This is a genomic window from Helicobacter bizzozeronii (genome assembly GCF_900196775.1).
Lineage (GTDB): Bacteria > Campylobacterota > Campylobacteria > Campylobacterales > Helicobacteraceae > Helicobacter > Helicobacter bizzozeronii.
Genome location: NZ_FZLB01000051.1, coordinates 1 through 16,780, shown reverse-complemented (window position 1 = coordinate 16,780; position 16,780 = coordinate 1). Strand labels below are relative to the sequence as shown.

At 45.3% G+C, this 16,780-nt stretch carries 14 protein-coding genes; all 14 read right to left on the bottom strand.

Annotated features, from left to right (window positions below):
- A partial coding sequence (locus C5684_RS06365) for a hypothetical protein (protein ID WP_104639779.1) occupies positions 1 to 260 on the bottom strand: 260 nt, incomplete at its 3' end.
- A 155-nt stretch (positions 261 to 415) separates the two neighbouring features.
- The gene (locus tag C5684_RS06360) at positions 416 to 2,836 is read right to left on the bottom strand and encodes a protein phosphatase 2C domain-containing protein (protein WP_094185681.1); all 2,421 of its coding nucleotides are present in this window, start codon (positions 2,834 to 2,836) and stop codon (positions 416 to 418) included.
- A gap of 188 nt (positions 2,837 to 3,024) precedes the next feature.
- Positions 3,025 to 5,472 (bottom strand): FtsK/SpoIIIE domain-containing protein, encoded by a 2,448-nt coding sequence (locus tag C5684_RS06355; protein WP_104639778.1) that lies wholly within the window; start codon positions 5,470 to 5,472, stop codon positions 3,025 to 3,027.
- An 88-nt stretch (positions 5,473 to 5,560) separates the two neighbouring features.
- Positions 5,561 to 6,565: an HNH endonuclease gene (locus C5684_RS06350; protein WP_104639777.1), complete on the bottom strand. Its 1,005-nt coding sequence runs from the start codon at positions 6,563 to 6,565 to the stop codon at positions 5,561 to 5,563.
- Between the two features lie 77 nt (positions 6,566 to 6,642).
- Positions 6,643 to 6,876: a hypothetical protein gene (locus C5684_RS06345; protein WP_104628812.1), complete on the bottom strand. Its 234-nt coding sequence runs from the start codon at positions 6,874 to 6,876 to the stop codon at positions 6,643 to 6,645.
- A gap of 9 nt (positions 6,877 to 6,885) precedes the next feature.
- Positions 6,886 to 7,308 carry an SMI1/KNR4 family protein gene (locus C5684_RS06340; protein ID WP_104639776.1) on the bottom strand — a complete coding sequence of 141 codons (423 nt, stop codon included), beginning with the start codon at positions 7,306 to 7,308 and terminating at the stop codon, positions 6,886 to 6,888.
- Positions 7,275 to 8,288 carry an HNH endonuclease gene (locus C5684_RS06335; protein WP_104639775.1) on the bottom strand — a complete coding sequence of 338 codons (1,014 nt, stop codon included), beginning with the start codon at positions 8,286 to 8,288 and terminating at the stop codon, positions 7,275 to 7,277. Before C5684_RS06335 ends, C5684_RS06340 begins: the two co-directional genes overlap by 34 nt.
- A 1-nt stretch (position 8,289) precedes the next feature.
- Positions 8,290 to 8,559 (bottom strand): hypothetical protein, encoded by a 270-nt coding sequence (locus tag C5684_RS06330; protein ID WP_006016260.1) that lies wholly within the window; start codon positions 8,557 to 8,559, stop codon positions 8,290 to 8,292.
- Positions 8,560 to 8,610: 51 nt separating this feature from the next.
- Positions 8,611 to 9,231, bottom strand: coding sequence for a hypothetical protein (locus C5684_RS06325; protein WP_104639774.1), 621 nt, complete (start codon positions 9,229 to 9,231; stop codon positions 8,611 to 8,613).
- 9 nt (positions 9,232 to 9,240) lie between these two features.
- The gene (locus C5684_RS06320) at positions 9,241 to 11,715 is read right to left on the bottom strand and encodes a hypothetical protein (protein ID WP_233708683.1); all 2,475 of its coding nucleotides are present in this window, start codon (positions 11,713 to 11,715) and stop codon (positions 9,241 to 9,243) included.
- Positions 11,716 to 11,751: 36 nt separating this feature from the next.
- Complete coding sequence (locus C5684_RS06315; protein ID WP_233708682.1) at positions 11,752 to 13,029, bottom strand: coiled-coil domain-containing protein; 1,278 nt, start codon at positions 13,027 to 13,029, stop codon at positions 11,752 to 11,754.
- A gap of 56 nt (positions 13,030 to 13,085) precedes the next feature.
- Entirely contained in the window at positions 13,086 to 13,538 is a 453-nt protein-coding gene (locus C5684_RS06310; RefSeq protein WP_006016268.1) for a hypothetical protein, read from the bottom strand.
- Between the two features lie 24 nt (positions 13,539 to 13,562).
- The gene (locus tag C5684_RS06305) at positions 13,563 to 15,944 is read right to left on the bottom strand and encodes an Hsp70 family protein (protein WP_233708681.1); all 2,382 of its coding nucleotides are present in this window, start codon (positions 15,942 to 15,944) and stop codon (positions 13,563 to 13,565) included.
- Between the two features lie 10 nt (positions 15,945 to 15,954).
- Entirely contained in the window at positions 15,955 to 16,668 is a 714-nt protein-coding gene (locus tag C5684_RS06300; protein WP_104639772.1) for an efflux RND transporter periplasmic adaptor subunit, read from the bottom strand.
- Positions 16,669 to 16,780 lie beyond the last annotated feature (112 nt).

The following is a 16,780-nucleotide window of genomic DNA, read 5'->3' as shown; positions in this document are numbered from 1 at the left end:
TGCCCCTCTTGGGCGTTATCGCTAATAAGCCCCCTGCAGTCCTTGAGCTTGGGGAAAATCGCCCAAGAATAGCGCATAAACCACTCCAAGGGCACTAAGAGGCTAACTAAGAGCTTATGGCCCTTTTTGGGGGTGAGATAGCCAATTAGTTCGCTGGTGAACTGGTTACCCACTTTGCGCCTAGCACTCAAATAACGCAAATCTTTTAAGGATATGGTGCTGGAGGGCACTAGACAGGTGGCTTTTTGGATAATGTGCAACTCGGTGCTCTTGTCGGCTTTTGATAATGGTGTAAATATAATCCTAAAACAAACACCTTGAAAATCCCGGGTTAGCAACCTTGACAAAAATCTAATAAGGGAGAACCAATGGCAACAGCAATCATAAATCTTAGATGTAGAGCTAAAATCTCGCCCTATCCATCGTTACTGATTGTTTCCATCTGCGTTTTTAACCTCTGCTCTGATTCGCTTAAGGGTTCCATACTCTGCTTGACAAGCATCACCACACTGCAATCATCAAAGGTCTTTTCTCTAACGCGCGTTTCTAGGAGAGCTTTTAGAGAATCCTGCACTCCATGATACATGCCAGGTGCACGCGCGACATTCATATAATCTTGCAATGCGGTTACTAGGGCGTCTTCTTTATCGTGGTAAAAGAATTCGCTCGCTCCTTTAGACATCAGCACAAAGCCCGTAAAGTTTTTATCGCTCAACTTGCCTTTAAACACTTTAGCACTCAAAGGGGCATTTTTAGAAGTGGTAAAAATAGCTTCATTGTCAAATTTACCATTTTCAGGATAGTTTGCGACCACTAATTGGCGATCCTTTAACACCCCACAGACTCCATCGCCCAAATGCAATAATAAGAATTGATCGCCATCAATAGCTGTCACAAGTAAGGTGGAAGCAAAATCGTGCAAATCACAGGCTTTATTTTGGATAGCTTGTTGGAGTCTTTGTAAAAGAGTTGGGAGTGTGAAATTAAAGTGCGGAGCAGGAGATGAAGATTCTTGCAACTCTCTTTGTAAGCGCTCTAAGAGTTCTTGTTCTGTGCGCAAGTGTTGTTCTAGGCGTTGCAAACAAGATTGCACGAAGGCAACATCCAGTGAATCTAGGTCTTGGATATGATAAAGGGACTGGGCTTGGAGGGTGTAGATAGAAGGCTGCAGGGTCGCATAGCCCATAACCAACGCAGCCAAGTCTTGGCGTAAAACTTTCTCTAGTGCCACAGCCTCTTGATGGATAGTTTGGCATTGTTCTAAACGCTCTTGCATGCTTTGAAAATCCCGCGTCTGTGTTTCTAGAGTGTTGATATAATCTAAAAGAGCGGTGTGTTTGGGCGCATTGAGAATATCTTGGCTACATGGCTGCTGCGAAGCGTTGGCGTGTGGCAAACTTGCTTTTAAGTTTTCAAAGGCATTTTTAACTTGCGCGCTCTGCGTGGCATAGTCTTCATAAAGTTTGGAATATTGTTGCAAATTCTCTTTTTGGAGTGCAAGCAAGACATCGCGCAAATTTTGCAAAGTATAAGGGGCATTTAGGGTTTGGACTTTCTCCGCCAGTTTGTTTAGGGCGCATTGTAAATTCTCCTCTAAGTGCAAAGTACCATGCTTAATTTCTACAAAACGCGTCATTAACGACACGCATTCTTGCTCTTTAATGCGAATCTCATCTAAGAGTTGTTGTTGGTAAATGTGTAGATGGGTGTTGGCTTGCTTGATCTGTGCTTTAAGCTGTTCGCGATTTTCTTGGTGTTTGGTGCGGGTAGTTGCCATAACTTGAAACAAAGATTTTAAATGTTTCTCATCCCAATTTTCAAACGACACATCTCCTATCTCTTTTAGCAGTAATCTGAAATCTTTAAAACATTGGGAAACATTCCACTCAAGTATGTCTTGATGAGCCTTCATCTCTGTTCGCACATCCTCCAAATGGAAATCTTTTAAATTTTTTGGAAGGGTATGAGTCCATGGCTTAAATTGAAGAGAAGCACTTGAAGCAAGTGCATCTTTCAGGGCTTGGAGTTTATGCTGTGCTTGTTTTTGGGCTTTAGAGCCAAAGAGCCAACGCCACAATCTCTTAAACCACCCTCCATTCTTAATTTTAGTTACTTCTATTCCTATGCCCAGCACGATCGCTTGGTATTTTGATTCAAGAATGGGGCTTTCTTGGGGACTTTGAAGCGTGCAGTGCATCTCTGCGACCTTGCTTTTCAAATCTTTAAGCGTGTTTTCAAGTGCGCTAAACTCAAGCTGGTAATCCTTGCCTTGAAACGCCTCTTGCAATGCTCCAATCTCAGTTTTAATACCTGTCAGGGCATTTAAGATCGGTTCTTGGGCATTATGCCTTTGTTCCTGATCTGTCTGCAAGCGTTTTTGGAGGGTTTGCGTGGTGTCCAATAGAGGCAAGTGCCATGTTTCTTGCCAGTCTTGCACTGCGCGCACTTCCTCTAAAATAGCCTGTAAAATGCTTTCAACATCGCTTTTATTGTGCTGGAGCGTATTTGCCGTTTCTACCGAAAGCTCTTGTAAGGCTTGTATTACACGCTCCAAAATCGCACTACTGGTCTCTTCAGAGCGTGCCATATTAAAATAATGCGTGAAGTTTTCGCGCAGGTCTCGCGCTACAACCTCTATCGTTTTCTGTGCGCCCAAATGGGAAAACCTAGCTAAGTCCGCCCCATCGGCAAGGGCGATCACAGCTATTTCGCCGGGCATATTGTAGGTCGTGGGCTCAGGAGGATAGAATTTATCCTGACATGGAATAGGTGGGGTCTCTAGTTCATGTCCTCTGCCCTGCACAGCATGGCCAATAGCATACCAGTTTTCAGACATTTGCTTCCTCTCAATCATCTATAGACAAAACTTTCGCTCTAAAAAACCTCTAAGAATACCCTCTGAAGAGTATCCTTGCAAATCCAGTTCTACGAAAAGCACGCCACTCTGCCTATTTGTAATATAATGTTCTCAATAAAAACACCTATAAGTTTTCTACCAACACCCCTTTTAGGGGCTACAAATACTTAGACTTTATAGGGTCTAAAATCCCTATAAAGACCGTTGGCTTTGTCAAAAAAACGCGCATTCAGAGGGTGTAACTCGGCTCTGATTTCTGCAGAAGTCGCCTTCTCTAGGCTGTCTTTGTTGCTTTTGAACACCACGCTGTAGCGGAAGAAATCCAACATGGGCTTGAGTTCAAAATTACTGGTGATCTTTTTCAAATTGCTAGCAAAGACGATGAAATGTTGTTCATTGTCCATCGCCAACTCTAAAAACGCCTGCCATTGGGCTAGACCGGTTTTTTTGCTATGCAAATCCTGAGCCTCATCTAAAGAATCGATGAGGATAAAACTCCCCGGAGCGACATTTTCCTCAAAAAGTTGCGCGCTGGTGTGGGTAGCCACAATGCCATAATGTTGCAATTCTGCCATGCGGCTAGCAATTTGCTTGCTGGCGTTATAGTAGTAAAGTTTCTTGCCCAAAGTTTGCAAGTTTTTGCCAATCATCTTCAGCCATGTAATTTGGGCTTCTAAATCATTGCTCACCACTAACAAATGGGATTGGCTGGTGTTGGCAAATTCTAAGACGAATTCTTTTTGCTCATAATCCACATCTACGCCAAGTTGCAATGCCAATCCCTGCACTTTTAAATCTGTGGGCATGTCAATGAGAGTTTCGCCATTGTAGAGCTTATGGGAAACTTTTTGCATGCCTTGTTCTAAGGCGGCTTGGTTTGTTTTTTGGATAAAAGCAGGTAATTTTTCGTTGGCAGCATAGGGGATAGTCATGTGCACATGGTAGATAGGATGCCCGCCATTGTCATTGTAAATCCCCTCTGGGCTTCCCTTAAGCGCACAAGCAGCATCATTGGCTAAAACCGATGCGCTGTCCTCTGCGTCCATTGCCAACGCCACGCGGTTACCTATCTGGGCTTTCATAGATACTGGGATCGCGCTCCCGCGCATAGTTTGGGTTGAAAAGATCAAATGGATTCCATAACTACGCCCTTTTTTGAGTAAGGCGTTGAGTAATTGGCTCACCCGGTCGCTTTCCTTGCCCATGCCCTCTGCAAAGAGCACTTGAAATTCATCGATAATCACCACCATTCTAGGCAAAGATTGTTTGCTATCGTGGCGATAGCCTTTAAAGTCCTTGACTCCGCTTGCCTTGAATATCTCTGATCGGCGTGTCATTTCCCCATTGAGCCACTCCAAAAAAGTGATCCCATAGGGCACAGAAGATTGCACGCTCACCAGCATGGCATGTTCTAAAACGGGGTTAGCATAGGCGTTAAACTCCACGCCTTCTTTGTAATCCAGCAAGAAGAGGCGTAATTCATCTGGAGAATAATAATAGGCAAGATTTTGAATCAGCACATTCAAAAAGTTAGACTTCCCACTCCCGCTACGCCCGCATACCAAAGTGTGGTGTTGGGTTTGATCGCCCCCAATCTCAAAGAGCACTTCCCTATGATCGCTATCCCAGCCAATGGGCACACTCACAATAAAGGTGCTGTTTCTACTCCAAAACTCTTGGGGTCTTTGTAGCGCATCGATTTCGCGTTTGACCTGTTTGCGTTCGATGTAGTATTGTTGCACGGCGTGTGCAAAAGCGTTTAAATGTTCTTGCGCTACGCTAAAATCGTGTACCACTTGCACATTGAGTTGTTCTAAATGGGGGGGCACGGCTTGGAAATTCTCTGCGTAGTTGTATAAACATTGTTGCAGGGCTTTTAATCCTGTGGATGCTTCGCCCTCTTGTGCGCTGTAAATAAAACACAGCACCCCATTAGCCGGCCCATAGCGCACAATTTTTTGCAAATAGCGCAAACTTTCACTATCCAGGGCATCTACCCCGCTCAAAAACAAGGCGCGTACTTCCAAAATGTCCGGATTATTGCGGTTAAAATGCATGAAATCCTTGTAATTGGCCAATTTCTCTTGTAGATTGACTTTCAGGTAGCTGTAAAGGCTTTTTAAAGCTTCTTTGATCTCATCACCCTCTGTGAGAATCTTTTGTTTGTAGATGAAGTCGTTGTCTTTTTTAAGCAATCTTCGTGCTAGGGCAAAAATGCCCCCAAGACTGAGCGCATCTACCAAGACCACTTCTAAATGTGTGAGGGGTACGGCTGAGATCAAGCGCATCAGAGCTTCGCGCATAAAACGCGGGGTTTGTTCGCTATCTCCATAAAGGGTAGGAGGTGGGAAGGCATAGGATTTGGGCGTATAAAAGGGCTCAAAACTCTCATTGGCATGCGCATCGCGTACTTCATACAAGCCCACAGCCAAAAAGTCCGGGTATTGTTTGCCATGGTTGGCATGCAATTCTCCGCCCAGTTGGGGTTGAATCGCACGCACCTCCTTAATGCGATCCTGCACCCTGTGTAAATTCTCTTGAATCCTAGACATGGGCGCGTTTTCATAGCGCACGCCCTTAAGAGCCCGATCTAAATCTTGTAAAATAGTGTCCATGTTTTTCCTTGAAAATTGGTATTGGGTATAAAATTGGTGTGTGCAAGGCTGGCTTGTGTAGCCTTGAGTCTCTCTGCTTGCAAGGGGATCATAAAATCCCCGTTTTAAGTTGTTCTGCTGTACTCTGCCATAGTGGGTATCCTTTCGTGTGGGGGACTTTGAGGAGAATTTCTTCACGCACTAATTGCATTGTGCCTAAAGGTGGGTTGCCATCAAAATGCCATAAATAACCCTTAGGGGTGATGCCCTTGTTGATTTGTAATTGCTCCTCCTCATTGAAGAGTTCTTGTAAAGAGGGGCGTTCCTCCAAGGCTTTTTGTAGGGCTTTGAGCGCGCGGAAAGCCAACATGGGTTTTTCCTCTCCCAAGTGTTCTAAACCTATGGTCGTGGAAAAAACGGCGGGGAAAAGGGGGAGATTCCACTCACTCCAAGGAATGTCAGAGCTTTTTGCGACAAAACTTTCCTTATGCCTTTGTAAAAACTCCTTGTAGTTTTCATTTGCCATTTGGATTTGAGTTATCTTAAACTTGGGGTCTAGGCGTTTTTGTAAGGCTTCTAGGCGCGCAAACAAGGCCTGGAGTCCGGGTGGTGGCATGGGTGGGGGTCTGTTATATTGTTTTTCAATGATGTTGATAGCCTGACTGGAGCGCCGACACAGCTGGCTATGTTCTTTGTTATAGGCAAGTAACAAGCTCTTGCTTTGTTGGTAGGTTTCCTGCAAGATTTGGGTCTCAATGCGTTTAACCTGCTCTGTATAGATCTCTAGGGCTTGTTCTAAAAGGGCGACTTTTTGCTCCCATTGTTCGCGTATGGCGATCGCCTCTGCAAGATCTGCCTCTGCTGCTGCCTCATCTTCTTCATCAGCCATGGCCAAAGCCGCTTCGCAGGCTGCCTCATAAGCTCTAGCTGCTGCTAGTCCCTCTCTAGCTTGTCCTAAGAGATTCTCCGTGTTGCGTTTTTCCTCGCATATGGCCTCATAGTATTCCTGCAATTCCTGCAAAAAATCATGTCTTTTTTGGTGCAGGTCATCTCTAAAAAAGCACACCTGCGTGATGGCTTGGCATGCCTGCTCTGTATCTATTTTAACGGGCATGCTAACCGCCTAAACCAAACACTCAGAAAGTTAGAGCGTGCGATCCAAATTGTTAGGACGACAATCCATGTTTTCCCTCACGGGTTGATACTCTGGGCGCGCTTGACCAAATCCCTAGCTTCATCTAGGCGATTTTCAATGATCTGTTTGGTGTTGCGGATTTCATATTCCAAATTTTCCAAGTGATTGGTCAAATTGCACATGGGGTGAAAGACTTCCACACTTAGTTTATGCCCTAACTCGTCATTCATCGCCTCTAAAAATTGCGTTTCTAAACTCTGCAAAAACGCCGTGATACCATCATAATGCATGTATGCTCCCTAACTCTCTAGTTTTTTGACAAACATTTCAAAAACCAATAAGGGGGTTTTTGTGTAGGTGTCTGTGTCCAAAAATAAGACTTTTTGGGTCGTGTTGTCTAGCAAGTAGTAACCTCCATAGCCATCGCTCCCAAAGACAATCTCCCCCTCTTGCAAATGCTCCTTGAGCGTATCCATGAAAAACACGAAAAGACATTTGCCCTCTGTGTTGAAGTTGAGCACATTTTTAAAGTGGTAAGTGTTACTACCGATGGAAAAACTGCGCTTGGGGGGGATCGCGTTGTTAGTCTGTTTGAGAAATTCTACAAACGCCGGGCTAAAATTTTGGTGGCAAAACTCTTGAGCGGCTTGCAAGCTTTCCTCTTGTAAGGGGATCACAAAATCCCAATTTAGGTATTGAGTTGTGGGGCTATTTGTTTCCATAGTGGGTATCCTTTCGTGTGGGGGACTTTGAGTAGAATTTCTTCACGCACTAATTGCATTGTGCCTAAAGGTGGGTTGCCATCAAAATGCCATAAATAACCCTTAGGGGTGATGCCCTTGTTGATTTGTAATTGCTCCTCCTCATTGAAGAGTTCTTGTAAAGAGGGGCGTTCTTCTAGGGCTTTTTGTAAGGCTTTGAGCGCGCGGAAAGCCAACATGGGTTTTTCCTCTCCCAAGTGTTCTAAACCTATGGTGGTGGAAAAAACGGCGGGGAAAAGGGGGAGATTCAGCTCGCTAAAGTCAACTTGAAAGGCATTGTCTGTACTTGCAATAAACTCTTCCTTGTGCTCCTCTAAAAATTCTTGATACTTGGTATTAGCCGCCTGGATTTTGGCTTCTTGCAAAGCGGGTTCTAATTGTTGGCGCAATTCTTGCCAATACTCAGAAAGTTGTTGTGTTTGGGGCGGAGGAATGCTGTATTGCTCCTCTATAATGCTAGCTGCTTCATTAGAGCGCCGGCAGAGCTCGTTATGCTCTTCATCATAGGCAAGTAACAAGCTCTTGCTTTGCTGGTAGGTTTCCTCCAAAATTTGACTCTCGATGCGCTTGATCTGCTCGGTATAAATCTCTAAAGCCTGTTCGAGCAGAGCAACTTTTTCTTCCCATTGTTTGCGCTTATTAGTGGCTATGGTCAGGGCGGCCGTAGCCGCGGCTACGGCCGCCATAGTCCAAGGTTCCGGAGTTAGCCATGCAAGCATAAGCAAATATTTGCGATACTCCTCAGTTTTTCTAGCATCCTCTAGCCCCGCCCTAGCCTCCTCTAACAACCTTCTAGTGTCAAGACATTCCTTACAGATCGCCTCGTAATATTCCTGCAATTCTTGCAAAAAGTTACGGGTTTTTTGGTGCAACCCGTCTCTAAAAAAGCGCACCTGTGCGATGACTTGGCGCACCTCCTGCGTATCGACTTGGACTGGCATGTTAGCGCCCTAGATACTCTCTAGCTTCTTGGATTTTGCGCCTGAGCCAGCGCACTTGTTCGGTGGCTTCGGCATCAAAGCGTTTTAAAAACGCTTCTAAATCCTTAAGCACTTCTTCAAACTCCAAATACTTGGGGTCCGCCCAAGTCTCTCCTAGTGTGCGGAAATGTGTGTTGAGATCATTGACCATGTCGTTGAGATCGTCCATGAAACGCTGTAGATGGTTGGTAAAATCCTCTGTTTCATCGGGGTTAATCACTGCTTGTGCCATTGTGTTCCTTTGTTTTAAATTTTTTCTCCATCCCGCCCAACCACCACTTTATTATTGATTGTCCTCTAGCCCGTGGGGTTTGGTGTCCCCCTGAGTGGAAAACTTCCTATCCGTCCTGCGCGCCTCTTGCACCGGCACTTCTGGTTTGGGTGTGCGCTTGCCTTTTAGGGCATCTTCATATGGCTTGAGATTCTCTTGGTGGAATCTTTGGATTCCACTAAGGTCTTTGGGCTCCTCCTCTGGCTCCTCTAAGCGCACCTGAGGGGTGCACTGTTTGCTTAAATCCACATTGGTGGAGAGCCATAAATTGCCATCTTCTAGCTTGTTGCCGGCAAAATCCTCTACACTGCATTTCAAATGACAATCCATATTCAAGAGGTCTAGCACCACACGCACGCTTCTAGCATTCCATACACTCTTTTCCAAGCGTTCTTTAAAATGGGGGCTGTTTAACACGATTGTATGCTTACCCACTTTGTTGATCCAGGCAAAGGCGTAGTCTTTGGGGGCGTTGGGGTCAATGTTGTAGTGTTCCTCAAAGGCTTCCCAAAAATTCGGCTCAATGTCCTCAAAATGCGCTTTTTGGCGGTTGAGACTCACGATGCCCTTATCAGTGTATCTAAAGACACACACGCGATCATCTAGCAACACAAACATATAAGCATATTGCATGGCCACTCCTTAATCTAAATGGATGTCGGGGCTTTCAAAAAGCAATTCCCCATCACCAGAGAAAACGCCCACCTTGAGCGTGCTCGCATTCACCGCACAAACTTTCACCTGATGGGTTTCATCGTAGTAGCGATCTAGACGCACAGAACGCCGTTTAGCCTCGTGGATAGGGAAATCGCTTGAGAAGGCTTTGGGCTTGTCGGTGTAGTTAAATTCTAAGGTATCTGCCATGACATAGTCTAAAAAGTCTACCCACTCGCCCACTTTAATGCGATCACGGCTGATCTCCACTTTAAACAAGCCGTAATCATCAATACCCAAGTGGAATTTAAACTTAGGTCCTTCCTCTGATTCTCTTTCTTGCAACACGCGAATCCCCCTTGGGCGTGGGCGGCTATCTAGTAGCCCAAAAACCACGCCGGTTTTACAAGTGGGTTTGAAGTGGCTTTTTTGCTCTGGATTCCGACCGGTGAGTTGCTTGATTTTTTCATCGGCTTCTGGTGTGCCTAGGGGTGGGTAGAGCTCAAAGTCCATTTCCTCGCTCTCCTGTGTGCCCACCACGCTTGCTTGGTATTCCTTGTAGCGCGCCTTTTCCTTTTCAATGTGTTCTAAGAACAGCTCTTTGACAATGGGTGAACGGCTGGTATTCCCGCCTAAGAAAATGTGCAATTTGTTCAATTTTTTCATCTTTTTGGAGGCAAGCTCTAAGGCGTGGAAGAAGTTATCTACTCCCTTGCCAATTTCCTCTTTGAGAATGCGGAGCAATTTGGCATAGTCGATTTTGAGCTCAATCGCATGCCTAGCTCCATTCTTATCCAAAAGTTGGATTTTTTTGGTCTCCTTCTCTAGTTCGTCATCCAAATGATCTTCTTGCAAGCCCTCCACAAAGCCGCGCAGATACTCTACCAAGTCTTGTAAATTGCGCTTGCCCTCGCGTGAATTATCCAAAAGCCCCCTGAGTGCTGCCGAGTCCACGCCCTCATAATTGGGGGTGGCAATGGCGATTTGCTTGCTTAGCAACTGCGAAAAGTTTTCTGGCTCCTCAAAGACCTTAGAGGCAAGCAATTCCAAGAGATTTTCCCCGCCTAGATATTTCATCCCCTCCGCTCCAAAGTGGGAGATGTCAAAGCCAAAGGCTTTTTCTGCGCTCCTCTCCCAAATGCCAAAGTCAAAATCTGTTGTCCCGCCCCCAAAATCAAACACCCCATAATTGACAATGCCACAATCTGGGCGCGCAAATCCAAAGGCTTGTAAAGCGGTGATCGCATAGGCAGCCGGCTCACTAGCCCTAAGCTCCACGCTTAATTGGTGTTTGTCCTCATCAAACACCCCATTGGGTAGGGATTTTCTCAAACCCTTTTCAAAACTTTGGCGGATTTTTTCGGCTTGCTCTTTCTCGTATTTAACCGGGTAGGAGAGAAAGTATTTCAAATGCACCCCGCTATTCATGTTGTTGATATAGCGCCCCAAAATGTAAGCATAAAACTCAATGGGGTCATTGTTCGTGCATGCCATGAAGTTGCCCAAATCCCATGTGCGCCCATCGTTGAGATAATCTAGGTCTTTTAAGCGGATCTCATAGTGCGCTGTGCCTGCCCATTGTTTGAGTTTGTAAAAAAAGCGGTAGTAGTCATTCCCCTTTGCTTCTTTAAACTCGTTAAAGGCGGTGTGGGCGGTGGTGAGGTCATTCACTTCTGTAAAGGGGCGGTGTTCTAGCGCGCCATAGTCGTTTAAGAATTTTTGGTGGCGGCGGAACTCAATGATGGTGGGGTTTTCAAAATCCTTATCGCTCACTTCCTTAAAGGCTTCTTGGGTGCCAATGGAAATGAGGGTTTTTCTGCCCGAATCGTCCAAATATGCGGCAGTGGTGCTTTTAGTGCCAAAGTCAATGGCGACTTCGCTGTGTTTGATGTCCACGCTGGGGTGGCGCGCGTTCAATTCCTTGTCTAGCTCAAAGTTGATCGCCTTGTTTTTCTTGCCCTCTTGTGCAAAGGGGTAAATGTCCCAATGCCCTTGGTTAGGATCTTCTAACAAAGACAGAGAGTAGGGGTGCATCCCAATGGCGCGGTGATCCACTTTTAAAAGCCACTCGCTAAAATCTTGGGTGGGGACATGGATAGTGGCGTGGTTAGTGATCTGCTCTAGGGTGTCTACAAACTGCTTGGAGATAAAGGGGGTTTTGCCCCTCTCCCATGTTTGCATTTCCTTAACATAGCTCAAAAACTCAGGCGAACCGATGCAATCATCTTCGGGTTTGACATTGGAGATGATCTTTACCAAGCGCACAAAGCGTTCCCGTTCCTCATCGCTAAGATCGGCTTGGAACTTGACATAGCCCTCTTTTAAATCCTGCACTTTTCTTTGTGCCTCGGCTAGCGCGTTTTTCAAGTCCTGATTATGCGCTTTGGCGATTTTTCTAAACTCCTTAGCTAGGGGGTGGTTGCTAGGTAAGGCTAGATTTTTAACGCTCAATCTTGTTTTCATGTTCATAGTTGTCCTTTGTGTTGATTTGTGTTTTGATTACTTCACGCTCACAGAGCTGGCGTGCTTGACCTTGCCCTTTTGCTTATAGCCTTGAAAATGCACTTGGGTGATTTTACCTTGAGTGGGCATGCTCTGATCGAGTTTGCGGCAGAGCCCCGAGTTATAACTCTCCCCCTCTTGCACTCTCAGGCGTTCCAGCCCCATTTTTTCGCCCACTAATCCAAAGAGGGTATCAAAAAATTCTTGGAGCTGGGGGTTATCCAAATCCCCCTTATTCTTGCTACATTGTTCCGCAATATCCTTAGCGAGTGTGTCTAGGGTATAATCCAAGTCCGCATAGATGTCATAGAGGAACTCCTCTAAATGGCGCACCACTAGAGAGGGGATAGAGCCTTGCTTGGCGATCTCAAAGAGCTCTTTGAGGGGCTCAAAATCCTTATAAGCTTGTGCCTGTTTTTGCGCATCAGCGACTTCTTGGTCTTTGTCCTTGACTTTTTGCTCCTCCTTATCTAGTTTGGCTTGTAGCTCATCTCTTTCGTCTTTCAGGGTTTGGTAATCGATATCGAGTTGCTCTTTTTCCTTTTGCAACCTGTTTCTTTCGCCTTCTGCGTCCTCTTTTTGTGTCTGTAGCGTTTTGGCTTGGGTTTCAAAGGTTCTGCTTTCCGTTCTAAGTTCGATAATCTTACGATCACGCTCGCCCAACTCTCCTTCTAGTCTCTTTACCTCAGCTTCTGCCATTTCTAGATCGCCCTTCAGCCCGCTAACTTTGCCCGCTTTATCCTTCCACTCTTTGCACTCCTCCTTGAGTTTTTTGATCTTGTCCTTGAGTTTTCTCTTTTTGTTTGCCATGTCGTCCTTTTCCTCCCAGTCCTCCATTTCTAGCTCTAAGGCTAGGGTATTTAGCACTTCTTCTAGTGCCTTTTGTGTGTTTTGTGCTTGCGTGTTTTGGCGATTTTTTAGGCATTGGAACGCCTCTTGAATCTGTGCCTCTAACTCCTCTTGTTCTAACTCCTCACTGCAGATGCCCAACTCCGTTAAGATACGCCTAACAGCCTTGCGTACTTTTTCTAACTTTACCAAGCTTCCTTGATCAGGTTGCTGGTATCCTTCTGCCTTTTGCGGTTCTGTTTGGTGTTTAAGGTCATTCGTGGTGTCTTGATGGGTTTGCCCCAAGCTCATGGAACATGATCTTGATAGTTCTGGGTGTTTCGACACCACTGCCTCCCCATTGCCAAACCTACCTGTTTTATGCACGACCTCATGCAAATGCCCTTGTTCATCTTTAATGCGTAAAATCAATTCATAGCCAACCATCTGTTTCCTTTCCAAAAAGTTTTGTTGTTTAGTTCTGCGTGTTTGCATGTTCTAACTCATGGGTTCTCCTTGTTGGCGCGGAGTTTGCGCGCAAGTAAGATCAAGGGACCGCACCGGTGATCGGGGATTTTCTCTCCCTTGTTATCCTTAGGGATTTCTAGGGCATTGCGATCCAAGGCAAGACTAGCCGGGTGTGTGTGCAGCTGCAAATGTGCTGGAATCGTTCTTGCAAAGAAATAAGCTAGGGCTTGATTCAAACCCTCTAGCTTGAGATCAAAATGGGGGGCAATGGATAAATGGCTGGGGATTTCTAGGGTTTGATCGCTTAAAATCACAAAAGCATGCGCTTGGTTAGGCTCTAGGTGTGCCTTCTCTGCTAGCCACTCCCAAAAGTAGGGCTTGAAGTCCTGCCACAAGCTGTTATGCCGTGTCAATGCCTCAAACCCCTCCGGTTTAAACTCTCCTGCCCCAATTTTATGGTTTTCATATACGATTAAAAAGCCCGCCATATACTCTCCTTTAATTTACGGATTTTACAATTCTACCCTTTTGAGCGCGCTGAGATACGCCCCACTCTCTAGCCCCTCTTGTGTAGCGACCACAAACTCCAAAGCGCTCGGGCTCACCAAGCGCACAAACACAAAGGCATGCGCATTGGCAATACCTGTTTCTAGGCTCTTTTTAGAGATTGCTCCATCGCTAATACTCAGGTTTTGCGTGCTCGCGCTGGCTTGGGAAGTGTAATAGAGCTCAAAATGGCTTTCTGAAGCATCTATGAATTTTACCCATGTGTGGTAAGCCTGTTTTCTATCAAGCAGAACTTCAAATTGTCCCCTGCGTGCCCTGCCCACATAGTATTTAAAAGCAATGTTTTGTTTGACATTGCTATCAATGACCTGAATCGTCCCACCTTTGCGTGCCCTTAGCAACCCAAAAGCCACGCCCGTTTTGCCATTGGGTTTTTGCAAATCCGTACCCCCTAAGGGCTTGTGCAAGACGAAGTTAAAACCCTCTTGAGAGAACTGCGCGATTTTTTCTAAAAAGAGCTCTTCTACAAAAGTGGATTTGCTAGAATTGCCCGCTAAGAAAATATGCAAAGTGTCAATATCCATCGCCCCATCGCCCCCTTGTTCGAAATACACCTCTACGGCGGACACAAAATCATAAAAGAAATTCTCCACCCCTCTTTTGATGCGCTCTTTGAATAAGGCTAATATCTCCCTAGCACTAAAATCTAGGCTCACTCCAGGTATAGAAGATCCATGTCGATCAAAGAGCATTAAAGATAATTCCCCTTCATCTTCAAAATCCCTCCCCTCCCAAAGGGGACGCAACTTTTCCATCAGGCTTTTGGTGTTGGTGTGCGCCTCTTGTGAATTATTGATTAACACCTCACTCCCTAAAAATCCTTCCCCTTCTGCGGGTTTTCTAATAGGGATTTGTTTTTCTAGCAATAAATCCTTATTGCGCTTAAAGATTTCAAAACTCGCCAACTCTAACAAATTTTCCCCACCTAAATAGCGATCCCCTCCACCTCCAAAATGCTCTAAGGTGTAATCATAGCGACTATGTTCGTCCGCACCTTGAAACAGACCAAAGTCAAAATCTGTAGTCCCACCTCCAAAGTCAAACACCCCATAGAAAATACGCTCCTCTTGTGTCGGGTTAAACCCATAGCCCTCCAAAGCCATGATCGCATAAGCGGCTGGCTCACTCGCGCCCGCTTCTACTTTGAGTTGCTTGACTACGCCTTGATCGTGCAGGGCTTTGGGTAAAGATTTAGCTAGCCCTTTTTTAAAGCTCTCTAAAATCATGTTGCGCACTTCTAGCTCATAAGTTACGGGGAAAGAAAGTAAGTAATTTAGAAAAATCCCATGGTGTTGGTTGTTGATATAAAGCCCTAAGTAGTAGGCGTAAAGCTCAATGGGGTTTAAATCGTCTTTTTTTACATCTAAACTCCCCTTCACTTCAAAATGTGCTTTTTGCTTGTCTAAAATTTGCAATTTTTCGTATTTATTGCCTGCCCATTGCTTGAGCTCGCTAAGATAGGCGTTATACTCGCTGGAGGGACTACCCAAAAATGCGCTATAGGCGGTGTGAGAAACATTCACATCGTTCCATTGTGTCTTAGGACGACCTGTTTGGGCTTTGTAGCTTTTAAGAAAGCCAGTTAAGTTATTAAAACTAATGATAGTGGGGTTTTCATACTGGTTTTTCTCAATCCTAGCAGAAAAATCCCCCAAGCCCACACGCATGGGTATGACTTGGTTTTGGGTTTGATAAACCACCACGGTACTAGTCGTTCCAAAGTCGATCCCCACTACACCCTCTTTAATATCTGCTTTGGGGTTTCTAGCCATTAAGGGGGGTTCAAAACCCACCCGCACCTTCCCACCTTGTAACAAATACGCCACATCCCAGAGTTCCCAAGAACCCCGATTAGCATCACTTAAAATCTTGGAGTCATACTCTTTAATGTCCGCACGGATTTTATCGGCGTTGATTAGCGTATTGATAAAGGCATTAGTTTCTCCTCTTGCTAAAGGGTCGTCTTCACCCACAGACAGATTCCTGATGGCTCTGATAGTTTTCTTGGCATCGTTGTGTCTTCTGTAAAATTCCGCCCCTATGGCTAGCACAATCAAAGCCCCCAACACCCCCACCACGATTGTCCAAAGTTTGAAGATGAGGGTTAAGATAATAGCCACACTTGACAAACCCACTAAAGCTGTTGCTACCACCAAAAAAACCTGCTCTCCTGATGCACCACCCTCCTGTTTGCTACTCTTAAGTGCCTCCATAAAGACTGCCTTAATCCTCTGTTGTAAATCCCCTCTCTTTGTTTTGGCTAATTTGAGTGCTACCATCGCCGTTGCAATACCTAACATCAATGTCAAAATGAATAATACCCACATGTATTCTCCTTTAAATTTTCACCACAGATTGGCGTTTGACTTCACCGGTTCTAGCGTGTTTAAAGCCTCGTAAGAGCACCTCTGCAATCGCTCCGCTAGAATGCGTGCTAGAGTGGTGGCGTTGGTGTTTGGTGGGGTCGTAAGTTTGCCCCACTTCTAGGGGGTCTAGCTTGTAGGGGGTGGCTTTTGCATAGTAGCCAAAGAGACTATAAAAGATTTCTACCAAAATTTGCGCCCCCTCTTTGTTTTCCTTAAGGGCGTTGTTGGTGTAATCCCACAGCATTTCAATATTTTTGCCCTGCGTGCCAATCACCACAAAGGCAAGCGGATCGCCCTCTTTAAAGAGATTGCTTAACCCCTGCTTGAGAGAGGCAGGTAAAGTTAAAAACAATGCATATGCTTTGATCTTGTGTTTTTCTAACTCTGCTTGGGCTTGCTTTAATGCCTTGTGTGTGTGTTCTAATTCAGCTTGCTTTTGTCTATCTGCCTCTTGCAGGTTGAGCAAGTCTTGCTCTAAAGTGGCTAGCTGGGTTTTATAGCCCTGCAATTCTGCTTGCACTTTCTGCATTTCTTGGCGCGCTCTTTGCTCTGTTGCCTCTATTTGCTCTAAAACTGCCTCATTGGAGCTTGCAAACATCTTTTTTAACCATGCAAACATTGCCTCTTGCACCTCTTCATCTTGGAGTAAGTCTAAAAATTGGGTTTTTAGGGGGTTTTCTGACATAAATAGCCTTTTTTAAGAGATTAATGGACAAATTTAGCCCGTTTCTAGGGGGTTGATACGCCAAAGTGGTGGCGTGGATAAAATCTTTAGAGGGGTTGGTTTTGTTGGGGGG